The sequence below is a fragment of the Fimbriimonadaceae bacterium genome, from assembly GCA_019638795.1.
In the GTDB taxonomy this organism is placed as follows: domain Bacteria; phylum Armatimonadota; class Fimbriimonadia; order Fimbriimonadales; family Fimbriimonadaceae; genus JAHBTB01.
In genome coordinates, this window is sequence record JAHBTB010000001.1 from 683,942 (window position 1) to 702,959 (window position 19,018).

Annotated in this window: 18 protein-coding genes and 1 tRNA gene; 5 read left to right on the top strand and 14 right to left on the bottom strand. The window is 64.3% G+C overall.

The annotated features are described in order from the left end of the window. Positions 1-14 precede the first annotated feature (14 nt). Both KF857_03315 and KF857_03320 read right to left on the bottom strand, forming a co-directional pair. The gene (locus KF857_03315; GenBank protein MBX3111014.1) at positions 15-884 is read right to left on the bottom strand and encodes an EAL domain-containing protein; all 870 of its coding nucleotides are present in this window, start codon (positions 882-884) and stop codon (positions 15-17) included. Between the two features lie 301 nt (positions 885-1,185). Further along, complete coding sequence (locus KF857_03320) at positions 1,186-2,358, bottom strand: class I SAM-dependent rRNA methyltransferase (protein MBX3111015.1); 1,173 nt, start codon at positions 2,356-2,358, stop codon at positions 1,186-1,188. A 95-nt stretch (positions 2,359-2,453) separates the two neighbouring features. On the opposite strand from KF857_03320, the gene KF857_03325 reads away from it, so the two are divergent. Next, positions 2,454-2,543: transfer RNA gene (locus KF857_03325), tRNA-Ser, on the top strand. A gap of 44 nt (positions 2,544-2,587) precedes the next feature. Next, a complete protein-coding gene (locus tag KF857_03330; protein MBX3111016.1) occupies positions 2,588-3,637 on the top strand; it encodes a lytic transglycosylase domain-containing protein in 1,050 nt (349 codons plus the stop codon). Between the two features lie 6 nt (positions 3,638-3,643). On the opposite strand, the gene KF857_03335 is transcribed toward KF857_03330, so the two are convergent. Continuing rightward, positions 3,644-4,141, bottom strand: a complete 498-nt coding sequence (locus KF857_03335; GenBank protein MBX3111017.1) for a DUF488 domain-containing protein — start codon at positions 4,139-4,141, stop codon at positions 3,644-3,646. Positions 4,142-4,184: 43 nt separating this feature from the next. Here KF857_03335 and KF857_03340 point away from each other — a divergent pair, with 43 nt between their 5' ends. After that, positions 4,185-4,520, top strand: coding sequence for a tRNA-binding protein (locus KF857_03340; protein ID MBX3111018.1), 336 nt, complete (start codon positions 4,185-4,187; stop codon positions 4,518-4,520). On the opposite strand, the gene KF857_03345 is transcribed toward KF857_03340, so the two are convergent. From KF857_03345 to KF857_03385, 9 genes are all read right to left on the bottom strand, one after another. Then, complete coding sequence (locus tag KF857_03345) at positions 4,517-4,861, bottom strand: iron-sulfur cluster assembly accessory protein (protein MBX3111019.1); 345 nt, start codon at positions 4,859-4,861, stop codon at positions 4,517-4,519. The two genes, KF857_03340 and KF857_03345, sit on opposite strands and share 4 nt — an antisense overlap. After that, complete coding sequence (locus tag KF857_03350) at positions 4,858-5,292, bottom strand: Rrf2 family transcriptional regulator (protein ID MBX3111020.1); 435 nt, start codon at positions 5,290-5,292, stop codon at positions 4,858-4,860. Before KF857_03350 ends, KF857_03345 begins: the two co-directional genes overlap by 4 nt. 51 nt (positions 5,293-5,343) lie before the next feature. After that, positions 5,344-5,706, bottom strand: a complete 363-nt coding sequence (locus KF857_03355; GenBank protein ID MBX3111021.1) for a DUF59 domain-containing protein — start codon at positions 5,704-5,706, stop codon at positions 5,344-5,346. Positions 5,707-5,708: 2 nt separating this feature from the next. Beyond that, positions 5,709-6,137 (bottom strand): SUF system NifU family Fe-S cluster assembly protein, encoded by a 429-nt coding sequence (locus KF857_03360; GenBank protein ID MBX3111022.1) that lies wholly within the window; start codon positions 6,135-6,137, stop codon positions 5,709-5,711. Further along, positions 6,137-7,369, bottom strand: coding sequence for a SufS family cysteine desulfurase (locus tag KF857_03365; GenBank protein ID MBX3111023.1), 1,233 nt, complete (start codon positions 7,367-7,369; stop codon positions 6,137-6,139). The genes KF857_03360 and KF857_03365 overlap by 1 nt, the downstream gene beginning before the upstream one ends. Further along, the gene (gene sufD, locus KF857_03370) at positions 7,353-8,666 is read right to left on the bottom strand and encodes a Fe-S cluster assembly protein SufD (GenBank protein MBX3111024.1); all 1,314 of its coding nucleotides are present in this window, start codon (positions 8,664-8,666) and stop codon (positions 7,353-7,355) included. The genes KF857_03365 and sufD overlap by 17 nt, the downstream gene beginning before the upstream one ends. Further along, positions 8,663-9,427, bottom strand: a complete 765-nt coding sequence (sufC, locus tag KF857_03375; protein ID MBX3111025.1) for a Fe-S cluster assembly ATPase SufC — start codon at positions 9,425-9,427, stop codon at positions 8,663-8,665. Before sufC ends, sufD begins: the two co-directional genes overlap by 4 nt. 82 nt (positions 9,428-9,509) lie before the next feature. Further along, positions 9,510-11,243 (bottom strand): carbohydrate ABC transporter permease, encoded by a 1,734-nt coding sequence (locus KF857_03380; protein MBX3111026.1) that lies wholly within the window; start codon positions 11,241-11,243, stop codon positions 9,510-9,512. Continuing rightward, complete coding sequence (locus tag KF857_03385) at positions 11,240-13,669, bottom strand: extracellular solute-binding protein (protein ID MBX3111027.1); 2,430 nt, start codon at positions 13,667-13,669, stop codon at positions 11,240-11,242. The genes KF857_03380 and KF857_03385 overlap by 4 nt, the downstream gene beginning before the upstream one ends. Before the next feature lie 697 nt (positions 13,670-14,366). Between KF857_03385 and KF857_03390 the strand changes: the two genes are divergently transcribed. Next, complete coding sequence (locus KF857_03390) at positions 14,367-15,575, top strand: MFS transporter (GenBank protein ID MBX3111028.1); 1,209 nt, start codon at positions 14,367-14,369, stop codon at positions 15,573-15,575. A gap of 42 nt (positions 15,576-15,617) precedes the next feature. Then, positions 15,618-15,920, top strand: a complete 303-nt coding sequence (locus KF857_03395; GenBank protein MBX3111029.1) for a hypothetical protein — start codon at positions 15,618-15,620, stop codon at positions 15,918-15,920. Here the strand turns inward: KF857_03395 and KF857_03400 are convergent. Beyond that, entirely contained in the window at positions 15,917-17,575 is a 1,659-nt protein-coding gene (locus KF857_03400) for a tryptophan 7-halogenase (GenBank protein ID MBX3111030.1), read from the bottom strand. The genes KF857_03395 and KF857_03400 overlap by 4 nt on opposite strands. A gap of 6 nt (positions 17,576-17,581) precedes the next feature. Then, on the bottom strand, positions 17,582-19,018 hold a 1,437-nt coding region (locus tag KF857_03405), incomplete at its 5' end, for a tryptophan 7-halogenase (protein MBX3111031.1).

Consider the following 19,018-nt stretch of genomic DNA (forward strand, 5'->3'; position numbering starts at 1 on the left):
CGGATTTGTCCCCGCTAAACCGCGCACGCCGGGACCTCAAGGTCCGGCGCCGGGCCAGGACGGCCGATGTAGTAGCCCTGGGCCATGTCCGCGCCGCAGTCCATCGCCGTCCGATACTGGGCTTCCGTCTCAATGCCCTCGGCGACGACGACCGCCCCCTTGCTGTGGGCATAGTCGACGACCCCGACAAACAGCGAGACGTCGGCCTCGGTCGGCGTCACCGGACAGAGGGCGCGGTCAAACTTCACGTAGTCGGGCCGGACCCGGTCGATATGGCTGAGGGTGTTGTTGCCCGCCCCCACATCGTCGAGGGCGACTTTGATTCCCTCGCGCCGGGCCGCATGGGCGACTTCGACCAGCAGGACGTCGTCTGCGGCGTCCCCTGACTCCAGCAGTTCAAGCGTGACCCGGTCGCGGCGCAGTTCAAAGGCGTCGATCTCATCGGCCAGTTTGGCCATGTCGGACGCGGCGTCAGTGAACGCGGTCGGGAACACGTTGACGAACAGCCCCCCCGTGCTCACGATCGAACGGGAGGCCACCGCGAAAGCGTTCTCCCGGGCCCGGGCGTCAAACTCCATCGACCGCCCGTGGGCCCGGGCCGCCTCCAAGATCTGCCCACCGCTTAGGTTCAGCTCTTGGTGCCAACCTCGGGCCAGTGCCTCGTGGGCCACCGTGTCGCCTGTCCGCACGTCGACGATCGGCTGGAAGTGACTGGTCATCCCGTGGCGCAACACCCCGTCGAACCAAGGCGTCTGGGTCCGAAGCAACATGGTGTCGAGGTCGACGCACGCCCATGGGCTGGGCTTCCGGCCGTGCTCAAGGGACGCGGCGACGAACGATCGCCTCTCCTGGCTCTGCAGACCGTCGACAAAATCCGCGAACAACCTGCCCCAGCCGGGACCAGTGAAGACATGTGTCTCTTCATCGATCGGCGAGCACCCGGGATGGTCGACCAGATATTGCGTCGAGCGGGGGTCAATGGCCCAGACGGCCACCCCAGTCTCGCCGGTCCCAGCGGCAATACGTGACAAGTCCAACGACGGTCCCTCCGTCAGCATCCTCCGTGATCCTCCTGGCCCGAAATCCATTTCCGGCCTGTCGCGTCCCACGTGCGACCACGTCACTATACTGCCAGTGGAAAAGCTGTGTAAAGCGCGGTTGCCAATTTATGCGTATTTCTGGCATTTATTCCGTCCTGAGCCAGACACATTTCAGATAGAGGGCCTCGGGAAAGGTGACCGGGGCGGGATGGTCAAGGTCTTGATAGGTCACTCCTTCTAGGAATAACGATTTGCCCATGTCGTTTGCCGCCAAACGGCAAACGTCGATGGTTTCTGCCAATGGGAGCTGGTAACTGCAGTTGCAGACGACAAGACGGCCACCCGGAGCCAACAGAGGGAGCGCGCGGCAGACAAGTTTCCATATCGCCCACTTGAGGCTGTCCCGCTTCGACTTGTCCTTGGCGATGGCGGGCGGGTCAAGAATGATCCAGTCGAACTGGCCCAGGCTGGCAGCTTCTTCGACCAAGAAGTCGAAGGCGTTGGCTTGGACAAACGGGACCTCGAGGCCGTTCAACCTCGCGTTGGTCCGGGCCGACTCGATCGCGACGGGGTGGATGTCCACCCCGTAGGCGGTCGCGCCGGACCGAGCGGCGGCAAGGGCAAAGCCCCCGGTGTAGCAAAAGCAGTCCAAAACCTTCTGGCCGGGCCGGACGAGCGAAGCCAGGAGCCGGCGCGAGTTGCGCTGGTCCAGATAGCCGCCGGTCTTGAGGCCACCGAGGATAGGAACCTCCATAACGAGCCCAGACTCCGTCATCCGCACGACCGGCGGGCAGTCTCCGTGCACTGGACCCGTGACGGGGGCCAGTCCTTCTTCTTCCCTCCCCGCCATGTCGCTCTTCTCAAAGATGGAGCGGGGGGCGAAGACATCGACCAGGGCGGGCAGCCAGGCGTCCCGCAGCCGCTCCGCTCCCAGAGTCCGTACCTGGAGCACCAGGTGCCCCGCATAGTCGTCTACGATGAGGCCAGGCACACCGTCTGCCTCGCTGAACAGGACGCGCCGGGCGTCGGTGTCGGTCACAAGGCGTTCGCGCGCCGCCAGCGCGGCCTTGAACCGGCGGGCGAAGAACCCCTCGTCGACCGCCTCGTCCTCGAGCGTCATGACCCGGAAGGGAAACCGACTGGCCCCGTTGTAGGTCCCCACCGCCAGAAACCGCCCCTCATGGTCGACCAACCGGGCCAGCGCGCCGTCCTCCGGCCGGGGCCCGGGCAAAAGTTCACCTCGCTGTACCCATGGGTATCGCCCCCGGATCTTCTTCTCTTTGCCGGGGGCAAGGTTGAGGGTCACCAAGTCGTTCACGGGCTGACCCTACCCAGCGGGCGGCGGGGGCGGGGGACCTGTCCTCCACACGAGACCGACCCATTTGTGCCGAATATGCTAAAATAGCGGTTCGCGGACAGGTGGCTGAGTGGTCGAAAGCGCTCGCCTGCTAAGTGAGTAGGGGCGATTGCCCCTCGCGGGTTCGAATCCCGCCCTGTCCGCCAGGTCGCTCTTCGGTTTGGACGCGCCAGGAAGAAGCAAGATGACGATGACCCGCGCTCTGGCCTTGGCCCTCGTTGCCGTCCCCGTCCTGGCTTCGGCGCAGTCCAGTCTGGACGAGTACCTCAAGGTGCGGAAGCAGTACGGAATCACCCAGGCCGCTTCGTCCATCGCGCTCGACACGTTTGTCGGCGACCGTGTCGTCGAGGTGCAGGGCGTCATCAGCGGCTCCATCTCGGTGGGTGACGCCACCACGATCATCCTCGTCAACCCCGAAGGTGGCGACATCTACGTCAGTTCCAAGAAGGTGCCGGACTGGATGACGTTTTCCAATGTCGCGGCCCGGCTCATCGTGCGGGCTTCCCGCTCGGGAGAGTCTTCCAAGGCCGACGCCCAAATCATCGCCGCCTGGCCCGAGGGCGACGTCGCACAGTACGAAGCAAAACTTCGCGCCGCCGAGGAAGCCAGAAAGGCCGCGGAGGCAAGGAAGCGGGCGGCCAAGCCGCCGGCGTCACGCGGAGGCAAGGGCAGGCCTGCGCCCCTGCCCGGCAACATCCCGCCCGCCTTGGGGGTTTCGCCATTGGGTGACAACCCGCCGTTCTCCGCCGAGACCGAGGCGATGGTGCCCAGGTACGCCGCCTACATCAAGTCGGTCAACCGGAAGCTGCCCAACGAAGACGCCGAGCAGATCGCCCGGGCCATCGTCGGCTACGGCGTCCGCTACGGGGTCGACCCTCGGCTGGTGATGGCCCTTGTCCAGGCCGAGAGCGACTTCCGCCCGGCGACGACCAGCCACAAGGGCGCGATGGGCCTTGGTCAGATCATGCCCGACGAGAAGGCCAGGTTCGGCCTTTCCGACGCCTACGCGACAGACCAGAACCTGTACGCGACAGTCAGGCTCCTGCGCGAGGACATCGAGAAGTACAGCAAGACCCACGGTGAGACGTGGAACGCCCTGATCCTCTCGCTCGCCGCCTACAACGCGGGCCATGGCGCGGTCAAGAAGTACGGCTACCAGGTGCCGCCGTACAAGGAAACCCAGAACTACGTCCGCAAGGTCATCGCCAACTACAAGGCGTTCTGTGGCATCAAGGACTGACGGACGCTAGAACAACGTCCCCTGACCGCCACTCTCTTCCAACTCGGCCTCTTCATGGGTCAAGAGCACGCCGTCGGCGACGATGTGCTTCACCACAAGCCCACGGCGGACCAACTCAGGCGTGAGCAAGGTGCCGCGATGGCACCGGAGCGGCTTCGCACAGCCGCACATGAGAACGAGACGTCGGACCCCCGCCAATCCGGCGACTTCGTTCAGCGCATGCTGGAACGGCTCCCACTCGCGGACCTTCGCATAGTCAGGGACGCCGTCGGTCAGGAGGTCCGGATTGTCAGGCTTTCCGCCGAGACGGTCACCCATATGGCGGTATTCCAAGCCGACTTGGCGGCACAGGCCCTCGATCACGCCGTAGCGGAAGTCAGTCTGATAGTGGGACCAAGGCGAACTCCGCACGTCGACAAGGAGGTCGATCCCATGCTGGGCCAACCGCTCCTCGAAAGGCGCGAAGGTGTCCTGGCTATAGCCGATCGTGAAAACCGTCGGCATCAGGCTGAGGATACACGGTCACCAGCGCCAAAATGGGGCCAAGATGGACTTGATCCAGTGGGAAGACTTCGTCAAGGTCGACCTCGTGGTGGGGACGGTGGTCCGCGCGGAGTTGTTCCCCGAAGCCCGCAAACCTGCCTACAAGCTGTGGGTCGACTTTGGGACGCGGGGCGTCCTCCGGTCAAGCGCCCAAGTCACCACCCACTACCGTCCTGAGGACTTGGTGGGGCGGCAAGTCATCGGGGTCGTCAACTTCCCGCCGAAGCAGATCGGACCGTGGGTCAGCGAATGCCTTGTGACGGGGTTTGCTGACGAGGACGGCGCCGTCGTCCTCGCGGGCCCCGAGCGACCAGTGCCCAACGGCAGCAAGCTGTTTTAGGCTGGCTTCTTTGGCGTGAAACTCGTGCCACACCCGCATTGGCGCGCGGCGTTCGGGTTCTCGAAGGCGAAGCCGCCACCGATCAGATTGCCGGTGTAGACCAGTCGGGCCCCCGCCAAAAACTGTGCGGACTTCGCGTCGCAGACAATCTCGACACCGTCGACGATGACGCTTTCGTCAATGTCCAGGCGTCGGTCGTCCAGGCGGAACACGTATTCCAAGCCGGAGCATCCCCCGCCCTTCACTCCAATGCGCAAAAACGTCCCAGGCGCGCCCTTGCGCGCCAGAAGTTTGGCGACTTGGGCGGCGGCCAAGGGGTCGACTTCGACGGGGAAACTCACCGGGCCCCCGCCTTGGGACGCCCGCCTGACTCGACTTGGACGAGGGGGCCCTCGATCTTGCCCGCCACAAGGTCGGCCAGCGTGTAGCGGTCGACGACGGCGTTCACCGCCGCGTCGATGTTCGACCACAACGGCCGTAACATGCAGTCCGTCTGGTGGAGGCAATTGGCCTCCAGGCCGGTGTGCCGGGCGCAAAACTCAGGGCTGAAGAGGTGGCCGCCCAGGGGGGCCAAGATTTCACGCAAGGCGATCGACTCGGCGCTCCGGGCCAGGCGGTAGCCGCCGACCTGCCCACGGCTGGCCGTCACGATACCGGCACGCCGCAAGATCGCGAGCAGCTTGGCCACGTGCGACTGGCTCAGCCCCTCGACCCGGCTGATCTCCGGGATGGTCATCGAGCCACCGCCCCCGATCCGTGCGAGAGAGACCACGCAACGGAGCCCGTATTCTTCCTGCGCACTTATTTTCATGGTGTAGTGACCTTAGTAGTACAAACCGAGTTCTAACCTGATGTGTTCGGGGATCCGGTCGATCGTGAACGGTGGGTCCCAGACTAAGTCTACGGTGACGTCGCGCACTCCCGGGGCCGAGCGGGCGGCCCCCTCGACCTCTCCCGGAAGGATTCCCGCGACCGGGCAGGCAGGCGAGGTGAGGGTCATCGTTATGTCCACCGTCGCGTCCGGGTTGACGTTGACGCCGTAAATGAGGCCGAGGTCGTACACATTGACGGGGATCTCGGGGTCATAGACCGTCCGGACCGCCTCGATCACCTCGGCCTCCAAGAGCGAACGCTCGATGGCGTTCAATTCTGGCGGCGGTTGGTCGGTAGAAATGGGCTTCGGCATCGTCACTCAGTGCTCGCCGCCTCCTCACCGGCCAGGGCCGAACGCAAGGCATGCCAGCCCAAAGTCGCGCACTTGATGCGGGCAGGAAACTCGCGGACGCCCGCCAAGCACTCCAGTCCGCCGAGCTCCTCGACCGTCCCGTCGACCACCATGGCGTGGAACTTGTCGAAGGTGTCGAGGGCCTCTTCTACCGTCATTCCCTTCACTGTCTCGGTCATCAGACTGGTGCTTGCCTGGCTGATCGCGCAACCACAACCCTCGAACTTGACGTCGGTGATGACGTCGTCCTTGACGACCAGGTAGAGCCGGACTTGGTCGCCGCACAAGGGGTTCCACCCGTCGGCTGAATGGGTCGGCGCGTCGATGTGGCCGCTGTTCCGCGGCTTGCGGCCGTGGTCCAGGATTGTCTCGCGATAGAGTTCTTCGAGCATCAGCTGAAAATCTCCTTCGCCTTGGCGACGGCTCTGACAAGGGCCTCGACGTCTTCGTCGTCATTGTAGACGGCGAATGACGCCCGTACTGTCGATGAGACCTGAAGTCTCTGCATGAGGGGCATGCAGCAATGGTGCCCGGCCCTGACCGCCACACCCTCGCTGTCGAGGATCGTCGCCAAATCATGCGGATGGGCAAAGTCGGTGACGAAGCTGACGACGCCGGCCTTCCCGGGGGTCTTGCCGAGGACCGTCACCCCAGCGACCTCCTCCAGGCTGGCGGTGGCGCGCTGGGTCAGGGCGGCCTCATGGGCCTGGACAGCCTCGGAGTCTTGGGCGGCCAACCACTCCAGGCCGGCGGCCATACCGACCACACCGGCGACGTTGGGCGTCCCCGCCTCGAACCGGGTCGGCGGCTCACGGAACGTCGTTCCCTCAAAGGAGACGGTGCGGATCATGTCGCCGCCTCCTTGGTAGGGCGGCATGCCTTTCAGGTGCTCCGATCGCCCGTACAACGCACCGACCCCCATGGGGCCGAACGCCTTGTGCCCCGCCACCGAATAAAAATCGACCCCAAGGTCGCGGACGTCCACGGGCATGTGGGGCACCGCCTGGGCTCCGTCCGCCGTGATCAGCGCACCGGCCTGGTGGGCTTCCTCCGCCATGCGCTTGACCGGATAGACCGTCCCCAGGGCGTTGCACACGTGCTTGACGGCGACCATCTTGACCGGGTGGTCGCGAAGGAGGGCGACGTAGGCGTCCCAATCCAACTGACCGTCGTCAAAGACCGGGACAGGCAGCACCCGGGCCCCAGTTCTTTGCGCGACCATCTGCCACGGCACCAGGTTGGCGTGGTGCTCAGCGACGGAGCAAAGCACCACGTCCCCGGCCTTCAGGTTCGTCCCGCCCCAAGACGAAGCGACCAAGTTGAGCGACTCGGTGCAGCCCTTGGTGAAGACGACTTCCTCCGGTCGCGAGGCGTTGAGGTGCTTGGCGACCGTGGCCCGGGCACGGTCATAGGCGTCGGTCGACCGCTGACCCAATGTGTGGACCCCGCGATGGACGTTGGCGTTGTCCATCCGGTAGTAGAAGTCCATCGTGTCGAGGACGACCCGCGGCTTCTGGCCGCTTGCCGCACTGTCCAAATAGACGAGCGGTTTACCGTTCACCTCTTGGTCGAGGATGGGAAACTCGCACCGCCAGGGAGACCGCAGGCTAGTCTTGCTGGCCAAGTTCTGCCCTGCCTTCGGCCAAGCGGGCGAAGAGCGTCTTCTCCAGGCTCTCGCGCACGTCGGCCATTGTGATGAGTTCCAGCACTTCGGCGGCGAAGGCGTAGACCAAGACAGCCTCGGCTTGCTTCTGCGGGATGCCGCGCGACCGCATGTAGAAGAGGGGGTCGTCTTCCAACTGGCCGACCGTCGCGCCGTGGGTGCACTTCACGTCGTCGGCAAAGATCTCCAACTGAGGCTTGGAATTGATCGTCGCCTGCGGCGACAGCAGGAGGGCCTGGTTGGTTTGCTTGGCGTCGGTCTTCTGGGCGTCCTGATGGACAAAGATCTTGCCGTTGAACACCACGGTGGCCCGGTCGTCCACGATCTGCTTGTAGATTTCGAAGCTGGTGCCGTCGGGGAGGGCGTGGTCGAGGCGGGTGTGGTTGTCAATGACCTGTCCACCCCGGGCCAACACGACCCCGTCCAACCGCGTGGTGGTGTGCCGGCCCCCGATCCAAATGTCCTGGTCCAATCGGGCCAAGGCACCGCCAAACGCGATGTTGTAGGACTCGTAGGTGCTGTCTTGCGCCTGGTGGGTGGCCCACATCCCGATGTGGTGGCCGGTCGGGGCCTCGTCCTGCACCCGGACGTGCTCCACCTGGGCGTTCTCTGCGACCGACACTTCGGTCACTGGAATGGTGAGGTTGGTCGCGTCGCCATGGCTGACGTAGTGCTCGACGACCTGCACCTTTGCGCCCTTCTCGACGACGATAAGGACTCGCGGAGCCACCACTTGGCCTTCCCCGCTCGTGACATGAAGGATTTCGACCGGTCGGTCGGCCTCTGCCATGGCACTGACCCGGACAAGGACACCGTCGGTGAACGTCGCCGTGTTCAGGGCCGCGAAGGGGTGCGACCCTGGCCGGGACACGTCTCCGAACTGGTCGACCGGGCCCTGGACCAAGGCGTCGCGCAACGACTCGATCCGGACGCCCTTTCCTGCGTCAAACTCCGACTGGTTCCGGTCGAGTTGGCCGTTGACGACCACCACGCGGGCAGAATCCTTGGCTAAACGAGGCAACTCGTCGCCGAACCATGCTGGGCCCGGTTCGGCCGGCGACCATTCAGTTTCGGCGACCGTGCGAAGGGACGTGTACTTCCATTCCTCGTCCTTCATCGTCGGCACGCCGGCCGCGCGGAAGGCGTCCAGGGCCAAGCGGCGCTTCTCTGCCAGCCAAGCCGGGCTCTGGGCGGCGGTCTGGTCGCCGGCCGCCAAGACGGCGTCGAGCTTGCTCTCGAAGGTTTTGGTCGCGGTCATGCCCGGCCTGCCGGTTCAGGTTCGATCCAACCGTAGCCCTTGTCCTCCATCTCCAACGCCAACTCGCGGCCGCCGCTCTTGACGATGCGACCGTCCATCAGCACGTGGACGAAGTCCGGGACGATGTAGTTGAGGAGCCGCTGGTAGTGGGTGACGACCACGAACATCCGGTCGGGGGACCGCAGGGCGTTCACGCCGTCGGCGACGGTGCGGAGCGCGTCAATGTCGAGTCCGGAGTCGGTCTCGTCCAAGACGCCGAGTTTGGGTTCCAAGACCGCCATTTGGAAGATCTCGTTCCGCTTCTTCTCGCCGCCGCTGAACCCTTCGTTCACACTCCGCGTCAGGAGGTCGTTCTTCAGGTCGAGAAGCTTGATCTTCTCCTTGATGAAAGTCAAAAACTTCATCGAGTCGAGTTCTGGTTCGCCGTTGGCCTTCCTCTTGGCGTTCACGGCGGCCCGCAGGAAGTAGGTGTTGCTGACCCCGGGGATCTCCACTGGGTATTGGAACGCCATGAAGACGCCCCGGTGGGCCCGGGTCTCGGGCTCGTCTTCCAGCAGGGAGACTCCGTCAAGCAAGACGTCCCCGTCGGTGACCTCATAGGTCTCGCGCCCGGCGATCACGTTGGCCAGGGTGCTCTTGCCGCTGCCGTTGGGGCCCATGATCGCGTGGACCTCACCCGGACGCACGGTCAGGTCGACGCCGCGCAGAATTTCGCGCTGGCCGTCGGCGACACGGGCGTGCAGGTTCTTGATTTCCAGCATCTTGCCCTTGATTCTACGTCCCCGCGAACCTGAAACCCTGCCATGCGACCCCTATCTGACAAAAAAAGTACAGATCACAAAGTCAGCGGCCACCCAGGCCCGACAACTGGACGCCCTCGATGAAGTACCTCTGGGCCAGGAAGAAGAGGAGCACGACCGGCAAGACCGTCATCGTGGAAAAGGCCATCATCAGCCCGGCCTCGGTGCCGCGGTCGCCGCTGAAGAGTTGAAGGGCGTACGAAAGGGGCAGGTTCTCCGGCGACATCACGTAGATCAACGGCCCCATAAAGTCGTTCCATGCCCCCATGAACGTCCAAATCGCTATCGCGGCCAGGGCGGGCTTGACCTGGGGCAACATGACTCTCCAAAAGGTTTGGAAGTAGTTGCAACCGTCGATGCGGGCTGCCTCTTCGAGCTCCATGGGGATCGTGGAGAAGAACTGGCGGAGCAGAAAGACGTTGAACGCACTGGCAAAGAACGCCGGCACCCACAATGGAAGGAGGGTGTCGATCCAGCCGAGCCCTCGGAAAATGAGGAAGCGAGGCATCATCGTCACCGCCGCCGGCAGCATCATCGTCGCCAACATAAGGTTGAACAACTGGTCGCGCCAGGGGAACCGGAGCCGACCAAAGCCATAGGCCACGAGCGACGACGAGAGGACGGTGCCGACGACCGACATCACGACGATGACCAAGGTGTTCTGCAGGTAACGGAGGCCATAGTTGGTCTCGAACGGCATCCATTCCAGGGCTTCGGTGTAGTTTTGCCATCTCAGGCCCACCTGGCGGACCGGCTTGAACTTTTCCGGAACATCGACAAAGCGCCTGCCCTTCAGTGCCGCCGGTTCTAAGACCTCGGCCTCCCGCTTGCCGTCCGTCCGTTCTTGGACGGTGAACGCGGTGACCTCCGTGCCCCCAAGGTCAAACGTCCACACCGGCTGTTGCCGGTCCACCTTGGTGACCTCGCTCTTCTTCTCCGAGAAGGTGCGGCCGCGCAGGAGGTACGGGCGTTCGATCTCAAGCTCCAAGGTGCCCCCCGAAGACTCACTGGTCACGTTGGCGAGGACCGAACGACCGTCGAGCCGCGTGCGGACGAGCGGCCGATCGGGGTCGTCGAAAGCGTGGGTCAACTGCACCCTGGGCACCCAGACGACACCGTTGATGTTCGCCATGTCGCGGTCTTCTTTGAAGCTCGTGACCAACATCCAGGCGAACGGCACGCCGAACACGACACAGCCGGCAAGGAGAACGATGTGCTGGACTATCCGCGTGGCGAGCCCCTTCGCCTTAGCCCGTCGCTGGACCAGGGCCATGAGATACACCGCGACGACGGCGAGGGCGAGGACACCGGCCACCGTAGTGGGTTGGACGTGGACGGCACCGCGCAACAAGGTGACCTCCGCCCCCCATGCCTTGAACCAGGCCGCACCGACGACCGCCGATACCGCCCATGCCCCGGCCGCCTTCCACAGGGCGGCCGCCTGTTCCTGGGTCACCGAGCCCTTGGCCTGGACGGCCCGGTTCACCACCATGGCGACGCTCGCCACGACCATCCACCCGGGGAACGGCATGTAGACCCAGGCCAAGGGCAGCCACATCCCTGGCTCGACGACCCTGCCGACGTCAGCAGGCACAAACTGTCCCACTACGGCAAGGAGACCGCCCACCCAGGCGCTCCGTACCGCGGCCTGCTGGAGCGTCCCCCCCCACGCCCGGGCCGCCGCCATGCGCACGACGCAAGACACCGCGTGGAACAGGAACAGCCATCCCACCCACTTTGCCGTGGTGGAGAGGAGGAACAGCCACGCGGGGTTCACTTGTCCACCTCGTAGTGCACCCACCGTTTACTCAGCACGAACTGGAGCCCCGTCAGCGCCAAGATGATCAGGAAGAGCACCCACGCGAAGGCGCTGGCATAGCCCATTCGGAACTGGCCGAATGCGGCCAGGAAGAGGTGGTAGACCGGCATCGCCAACGAGTCGTTCGGGCCGGTGTTGAGGCCCTGGGTGATGATGAAGACACTGTCGAAGGTCTGGAGCACCGAGATCACGCCCATGACCGAGCTGAAGAAGATCAGGGGGCTCAGTTGAGGCAAGGTGATGCTGAAGAACTGTTGGCGACTGCTCGCCCCGTCGATCGACGCGGCCTCATAGAGCGTGGTCGGCACTCCCTTGAGCCCGGCGAGCCAAAGGATCATGCCGCTTCCCGCTCCCCATAGCCCGATCATGATCAGCGACGGCTTCGCCCATGCTTCCACTGCGAACCAGCCGGGCGGAGGTGTCATGAACCACTTGGAGACGGTGCCTTGCCAAATGTAATTGAGGATGCCTCGGTCGGGGCTGGAGTTCAGGATCCACATCCACAGGAACACCGTCGCGACGGCGGGCGTGATCGAAGGAAGGTAGAAGGCTGTCCGATAGAAGCGGAGTCCCCGGACGCCCGTGTTGAGGACCAGGGCGATGGCGAGGCCCGTGACGATGCCCAACGGGATACCGATACCCGCCAGGTACGCGACATTGTAGAAGCACTTCTCCACCATCGCGCGGTCGGCGTTGAAGATGTCGACAAAGTTGTTCATCCCCACGTAGCGGGCCTCGTTCAGGACGTCGTACTGGGTGAAACTGAAGACCAGCGACGCCAGCATCGGGCCAAGGGTGAAGATCAGAAAGCCGACCAGGAAAGGGCTGATGAACAGGAAACCGGCCCGGGCTTCTTGACCGCCGACGCGACCCAGCTTGACCTTGCCGAGGAGGAAGAACGCGACCAGTATCGCGGCAAGGACGATCACGGTGCCGATGATTCCGACCGTGTTGAGGTCGACGACCGCGTACTTGGTCCGTTGCAGATGCTCGTCGATCAGCTTTTGGACCTTGGCCTGGCCGTCACGGAGGGCCTCTTCGGACGTCTGGGCATGCCGGGTCGCCTGTTCGATGGCCCGCACGTGCTCGTCCCACAAGGTTTGGGCGACAAACGTCGGCGGCCGGATGTGGGCGAACGGCATCATCGAGACGTGCGTGCGCAGGGCCTGCTCGAACACACTGTCTCCGGGCGCGAACTCCTTGACGATGTCCTCGGTGGCCTTGATGTGGGCTTCGATGCGCGGGATGTAGCGCCGGCCTTGGCTCCGGTCGTAGGCTGACTGCTCGCGGGCGTTCAGGAGTCTGGCCTCGTAGGAGTTCACCCATTTCAGCCACTTCCACGCCGCCTCCCGGTGGCGCGCCCCCCGGGGGATCACCCACGCGTAGCCTCCCGCCCAGGTGATGAAGGTGTCCTTTTCGTTCTGAAACGCACCCCGATGGTAATAGCGGTCGTCTGGCACCGGGGCTGGGGCGGTGCCCATGTCCAACCGTGGGGCCCAGCGCGAATAGTTCTTGATGTTCCAGTCGCCGTTGATCTGCATGGCGACCTGGCCGGACACAAAGGGGTCGTTCTCGTTGCCCCGGAACCCCGCCTCGAACTTCTTGGCGTCGTCCATGCCGCCCAAGATGTCGTAGCCTTGGACCATGAAGTCGAGGGCCGCCTTGGTCCGCGGGTTGTCCATCGTGCACCGCTTCCCGTCCGGCGACATGAACTCGCCGTTCATCTGGAACGAATAGAGATAGAGCCAACTGTTGCCGTAGTTCGGCATGAACCCGGCGACCTTGAGCGAACCGTCCGGGTTCTTCTCGGTGAGCACCTTGCTGTAGGCCAGCGTCTCCGACCACGTCCGGGGGGGCAGGTCGGGGTCGAGCCCCGCCGCCCGCAATGCCGCCGCCTTTTTCTTGAATAGGGCGCGGTTGTAGTAGAGGACGCGGTTGTCGGCGGCAGTCGGAATCCCGTAGACCTTGCCGTTGTAGCAGGCTTCCTGCCAGACCGCCGGGTAGTACTGGTCAGGAGTCGGAGTCTCGGGGTCTCGGGCCCGGTCCCGGGCGATCAGGTCGTCCAGAGACTGGAACGCGCCCCGCTCTGCCCAATCGGAAATCGTGAACCGGTCCTGGAAGACGGCGTCCGGCGGCACCTCGCCGACGATGGCGGTAAGGAGCTTTTGGGGGCTCATCCCGCCGGCGCCCATGGAAAGCAAACGGACTTTCAGGTCTGGGTTGCGCCGCTCAAACTCCCGCACCACCGCGTCCTGACCCTTCTCCTGAGGCGAGATCGCCAGGCCCCAGACGGTCAAAATGGTCCTTCCCCGCGCGTCCTTGTCTTCCCCAAAGCACAGGCAGGCGAGGACGGCAAGAAAGACGGAACAGAGGAACTTGGACATCAAGGTTTTTCGACACCACCGGGCCCGAAGGGGTCCTTTGTCCTGTGGCGTCGGACTCTATCCTACTTGAATCAGGCTCTGCCGGCACCTACGGAATAACATTCTTGCGATTCTTATCCTCAATGACCGAATTGTTGATGCCATAATTGTCCTGACGGCGCAAGCCGTCGATTCCTGGTCGAACGCCCGCAAGGGCGACGGGGGACCCAGTCCCGGGGTGAACTGCCTGCGAAGGCAGAGAGTGGTTTCTAGGCTCTAACCCGACAGCTAACCTCGTAGACCTAAAGCTAGAGACCTGGCATGGGCCAGATGTGGAGTCCCGAAAGGATTCTCACACCACGACCGGGCCGACGAGCGACGACGAAGTCGCGACGAGGTATCGCCGGCGGAACGCCACCCCGTGGTCTCGGGCCGGAATCGCTTGATTGGCTCGGTGACGCGGTGACCAGGTGACCGCCGGGACAAGTCGGGGCGCCAAACCCCGGCTGAAAGGTCCCCGACACCGCGAGAGAGCCAATAGGCGACGGCCTGAGAACACACCGACCTTGGGCTCCTTTGGCGCCGTCAACGACAAGGGAGTCGGCTGAACAAGCCAAGTAGTGGACGTGTCGTCCTCCGTGTCAATGGCGCGAGGGCCCTTCGAGGAAGAAGGGCCCTCCGTCACGTAAGGGCCGTCAGCTGACGTAATACAAAGCCTATGCGCCGGCCCCCGCCGATCGTGGCGATCTTTTTGACCGTGATGCTGGACATGCTGTCCTTCAGCATCGTCATCCCGGACGTCCAGATCCGCGTCGAGGCCATGACCCACGGGAGCCACTCCCCGGCCCTTGCCGGCGTCCTGAACGGCCTCACCCTCGCCGTCTTCAGCATCGCCCAGTTCCTGGTGTCGCCCTATCTGGGCCGACTCAGCGACCGTATCGGCCGTCGGCCCGTGCTCATGGTCACCTGCTCCATGGCCGTGGTCGCCAGCGTGCTGTACGCCTATGCCACGTCCCTGCCGGTCATCTGGCTCTCAAGAATCTGTCTCGGCACCGCCGCCGCTAACATGGGCGTCGCCCAGGCCTACATCAGTGACGTCAGCGCGGCGGAGGAGCGGGCCAAGGCGATGGGGCTCCTCGGCATGGCGTTCGGAATCGGCTTCATTTTCGGCCCGCCGCTCGGAGCCTGGCTTCTCCAGGTCGGCCACGGCACACCACTCGCCCTGGGCTGGGTCTCCGCCTCGTTCGCCCTGGTCAACCTCGCCTTCATCGTGTTTGCCCTTCCTGAGTCGCGACGTGCGGCCCAGCCGTCCAGCCAGCAAGCGACGGGACGCATGGCCGCCCTGCGCAACGCCTTCGGCCACCCGCAGTTGGCCCAACTCCTGGCCCTGTTTTTCGTCGCCAACCTCGCCTTCACGAACCTCGAAAGCACGTTCTATCTGCTTGGCAAGGACGTGTACAAGATCTCGGTCGCCGAGACGACCGTCGTCCTCGTCGTCGTCGGTATCGTTGCCGCCGTCACCCAAGGCGGGTTGATCCGGCTCCTCGTCCCTCGCTTCGGCGAGTTGACCCTTGTCCGGGCCGGGTACCTGCTCACCGGGCCGACGCTCTTTGCCATGCCTCTCGTCCCGCCCCTCTGGCCGATTCTGCTCGGAGCTTCGATCATGGGGATCGGCAACGGGGTCGCCGGGCCGTCGGTGCTCAGCTTGATTTCCCAGGCCGCCGACCAAGAAGTCGTCGGCGAAGTGATGGGGGTCACCGGGTCGTTAGGGGCGATGGCCCGGATCATCGGCCCGGTCGTGGCCAACGCCCTCTACAAGGTCGGCCCTGTCTGGCCCTACTTCTTGGCGGGGACGATGATGCTTGTTCCATTGACGATGGCATGGCGGTACCGGAAGCCACCTGAACCCCAAGCCGAACTAGTCTAGCGGACGGTATCCTGTCAACAATGCGCGACCGAGGCGTGTGCCATGGCTGAACGGCGACGCGACGCGCTTTCAGCGACGTTTGGTCTCCTGACGTTCCTCGTCGGCTTGGCCCTGATCCTCTTCGCCTTCAAGCTCGCCTACGACATCTTCACCGTCCCGCCTCGTCTGGCCATGGAAATGAAGCCCGGCGAGCCCGTCGCCCTCGGCAAGGCAGCTGACGGCATGTTCCAAGTCGTCGTGCGGGTGGTGCTGTTGGTGGCGATGGCCGGGTTCGGTTCGATGGTCGCCAACCGGGGCATCAAGCTCTACGCTGCCGAACGCGGGCGGGACAAGCCCCTCGACTAGTGGACTTTGATGCAGGGCCGGTCGGGGTCCAGCGTCCCGATGATCCACCCTTCGGTGACCATCGCCTCCATGGCCTCGACCACCAGCATGGGGGCCCGGTCGATTTCGATCTGGTCTTCCCGCACCATCGCGTTCACGGTGGCTTCCAAAATCCTAATACTGTCCGTCTCGCGATGAAGGGCGTTGAGGAGGTGCTTGAAGACGTCCATGATCGGGAGCACCTTGGCCCCTCGCCGGAGACAGGCGGTCTGGCGTACCCGCCCGCCGACGTACTCGGCCATGACTCCCTTCTTTGTGCCTTCCCGGTTAAGCTTCCACGTGTTTGTCTTGGCGAGTTCCCAACCCCACCGCTCCCCGACGATCTCGGCGGTGAGGTACTTGATGTCGCGTAAACGGTAGGTCAGGGCGGCCGCGACCCCAGGGGTGTCCAGCGTGAACCCTCCCGTGGCGAGCCATCGGAACGCGTCCTCCGGCGTCAGACTGACCCCCGCTTCCGACGCGATCTCGGCGCAGTAGTTCTTCAGGTCGACGAAGTGGCCGTTGCTCGAGTACCAGTAGTCGGCAAACTGCATGTGATGGCGGATCTGGCCCCGGTGCCCTTCGTCGTATTGGTGTTTCAGCCACTCGGGGTCGGTCTCGCCTCTCTCGAGCTCCAAGACCGTGAACGCCACCTTTCGCGCACCGGTATGGGCCAGCGTCATGCCCGCGGACAAGATCGGGTCGGCAAACCCGCAGGCGTCCCCCGCGAGGAACCAGTTCGCACCCGCCAGGCGGTCGGCGACAAAACTCCAGTCCTTGGTCGCCGAGAGGGCCGGTTCCGGGGTGGCCCGGGCCAAAAGCTTGGCCACCATCGGCTCTTCTTGGATGGCCCGGGTGTACAGGGCCTCGGTCGAGAGACCGCTCTCCCGGTAGTGGCTCGCCGGCATGACGAGACCGACGGACGTCCGGGTCGTGGTGATCGGAATGAACCACACCCAGCCCCAACCGAGGCTAAGTATCTGGACGCGGGTGGCACCCTTGCCGATCGTCTCGGCCCACTCGGCGTCGTTCCAGTACTTCCAGACCGCGATGTTGCGTAACTTGGTCGGGCTGTCCACCCCGATGTCCAGGGCACGGCGCAAGACACCGCTGTCCCCCGAGGCGTCCACGTAGTACTTTGCCTCGACCTCGCCGAGCCCCGGGTCCGCGACCAAGCCAGTGACGAAGTCACCGTCACGACCGACCGACCGGACGCCAGTGCCCTGGTGGACGCGGCACCCTTGGGCGGCGGCATGGTCGAGGAGGATCTTGTCATACACCGACCGGTCGACCTGGTACGCGGTCTTGGCCCGTTGGCCGACAAACTTTGCCGGTCGGGGAAGGTCTTCGTACTTCTCGCCGACCAAGAAGTCGGTGTGCCACAGGTCCTCGCGCGACCCCCACTTGAACGTGGCCCCGACCTTGACCGGGAACCCGGCGGCCTCGACCTTGTCCCAGACCCCCATCTCGTCCAAGACCGCCGAGATCGCCGGGAGGTGGCTCTCCCCGACGTGGTCACGCGGAAACACTTCGCGTTCCAGGATCGTCACGTCCAGATCGGGACGGTACTTCTTGACCAGCGTGCCCACCGTCGCGCCGGCTGGGCCGCCACCGATGATCGCGACGTCTGTCTTCACCACCCTTCAGAGGCCCTCGATCGCGGGGGACAAGATCACCTTGGGGTCGACCAGGTCCCTGTTCCAGTCGATATTGGGCGTGCGCGGGATGTCTTGGGGCGTCAGCAGTGGCTCGCTGGCCACCCGCCGACCGATGACCCAACCCTCTTTGAGCAGGACTTCCAGGGCTTCCATACCGGCCAAGGCCGCGATCGGCCCGTATTTGTGAGCGACCTCACGAAGCTTCTGGACGATCCCGCTCAGCTTTGTCTCGGTCTGCAGGATGTCAAAGATGACCCGGAACCCGCCCGACACCGGCAGCTTGACCGCCCCCTTGCGGAAGACGCGGCCGATTTTGATCCGCCCGTCCTCGTAAAGCGGGGTCCGGTCGTTGACCACGTCGTCCATGTTCAGCTCGAACTCGTTGTACTTCGTGATCAGCCAGTCGGACTCCTCGTTGAAGAACATCGACTGGATGTTCTTCATCTGCTCGATGGAGTGGCCCGCTAGCCCGGCCCCGGCGGTCTCAAGCGAAACAAAACCGCCCGTGCCAAGCCACTGCCAGGCGGCCTTGGCGTCCAACTTCAGCCCGGCTTCCTTGGCGATCTCACTGGTGTACTCGACAAGGTCGGAAAAGTGCCCGTTGCCGGTGTACCAAAAGTTGGCGAACCGGATGTGTTGCAAGACGCGCTGGGCTTGCCGGGCATGGAACGTCTCCTTCATCCACGACTCGTCATGCTGCCCCCGCTCGATCTCCATGATCGTGTAGGCGCACTCCTTCGCGCCGATCATCGTCATGCTGATCCCCGCGGACAGGATCGGGTCGGCGAAACCGGCCGACTCGCCGACGAGGAACCAGTTCTCGCCCGCGGTGCGCTTGGCCGAGAACGACCAGTCCTTGGTCGCCTTGATGTCTCCCGACGCCGTCGCGTTGGCGAGGAGGGCGGCGACCCTCGGCTCCGCGGCGACCGCTTCCGCATAGAGCTCCGCGGGGCGTTTGCCGCTGTCTCGGTAAAAGTCGGCCGGCACGACAAGCCCGACCGAAGTCTTGGTCGGCGAGATGGGGATAAACCACAGCCAGCCGTAGCCCAGGCTCATGATTTGGATCCGGGTGCCGCCCTTCCCGATACTCACGCCCCACTCGGCGTCCTCCCAGTGGTCCCAGACGGCGATGTTCTTCAGCGAAGGTGGCTCTTCGACCTCGATCTTGAGCGCCTTGCGCAAGACCGCGGCGTTACCCGACGCGTCGACGTAGTGGGTGGCGCGGACTTCCGTGCCGTCGGCCAAGACCAGGCTGTCGACGCGGTCTCCCGCCGTCCGGGTCTTGTGGACTCCGTTGCCGTCCTGGACGTGGACACCCAGACTGGCCGCGTGGTCGAGGAGGATCTTGTCGAACGGGGCCCGGTCGATCTGGAACGCGGCACTCACCCTCCACCCGTCGTACTTGCCCGGGCGTGGGTCGTC

Coding starts and splice junctions, on each gene's coding strand:
- KF857_03355 (MBX3111021.1), bottom strand. CDS start 5,706: ATGCCGAAGCCCATTTCTACCGACCAACCGCCGCCAGAATTGAACGCC.
- KF857_03385 (MBX3111027.1), bottom strand. CDS start 13,669: ATGTCCAAGTTCCTCTGTTCCGTCTTTCTTGCCGTCCTCGCCTGCCTG.
- sufD (MBX3111024.1), bottom strand. CDS start 8,666: ATGACCGCGACCAAAACCTTCGAGAGCAAGCTCGACGCCGTCTTGGCG.
- sufC (MBX3111025.1), bottom strand. CDS start 9,427: ATGCTGGAAATCAAGAACCTGCACGCCCGTGTCGCCGACGGCCAGCGC.
- KF857_03360 (MBX3111022.1), bottom strand. CDS start 6,137: ATGCTCGAAGAACTCTATCGCGAGACAATCCTGGACCACGGCCGCAAG.
- KF857_03330 (MBX3111016.1), top strand. CDS start 2,588: ATGACCCGCGCTCTGGCCTTGGCCCTCGTTGCCGTCCCCGTCCTGGCT.
- KF857_03390 (MBX3111028.1), top strand. CDS start 14,367: ATGCGCCGGCCCCCGCCGATCGTGGCGATCTTTTTGACCGTGATGCTG.
- KF857_03340 (MBX3111018.1), top strand. CDS start 4,185: ATGGACTTGATCCAGTGGGAAGACTTCGTCAAGGTCGACCTCGTGGTG.
- KF857_03335 (MBX3111017.1), bottom strand. CDS start 4,141: ATGCCGACGGTTTTCACGATCGGCTATAGCCAGGACACCTTCGCGCCT.
- KF857_03395 (MBX3111029.1), top strand. CDS start 15,618: ATGGCTGAACGGCGACGCGACGCGCTTTCAGCGACGTTTGGTCTCCTG.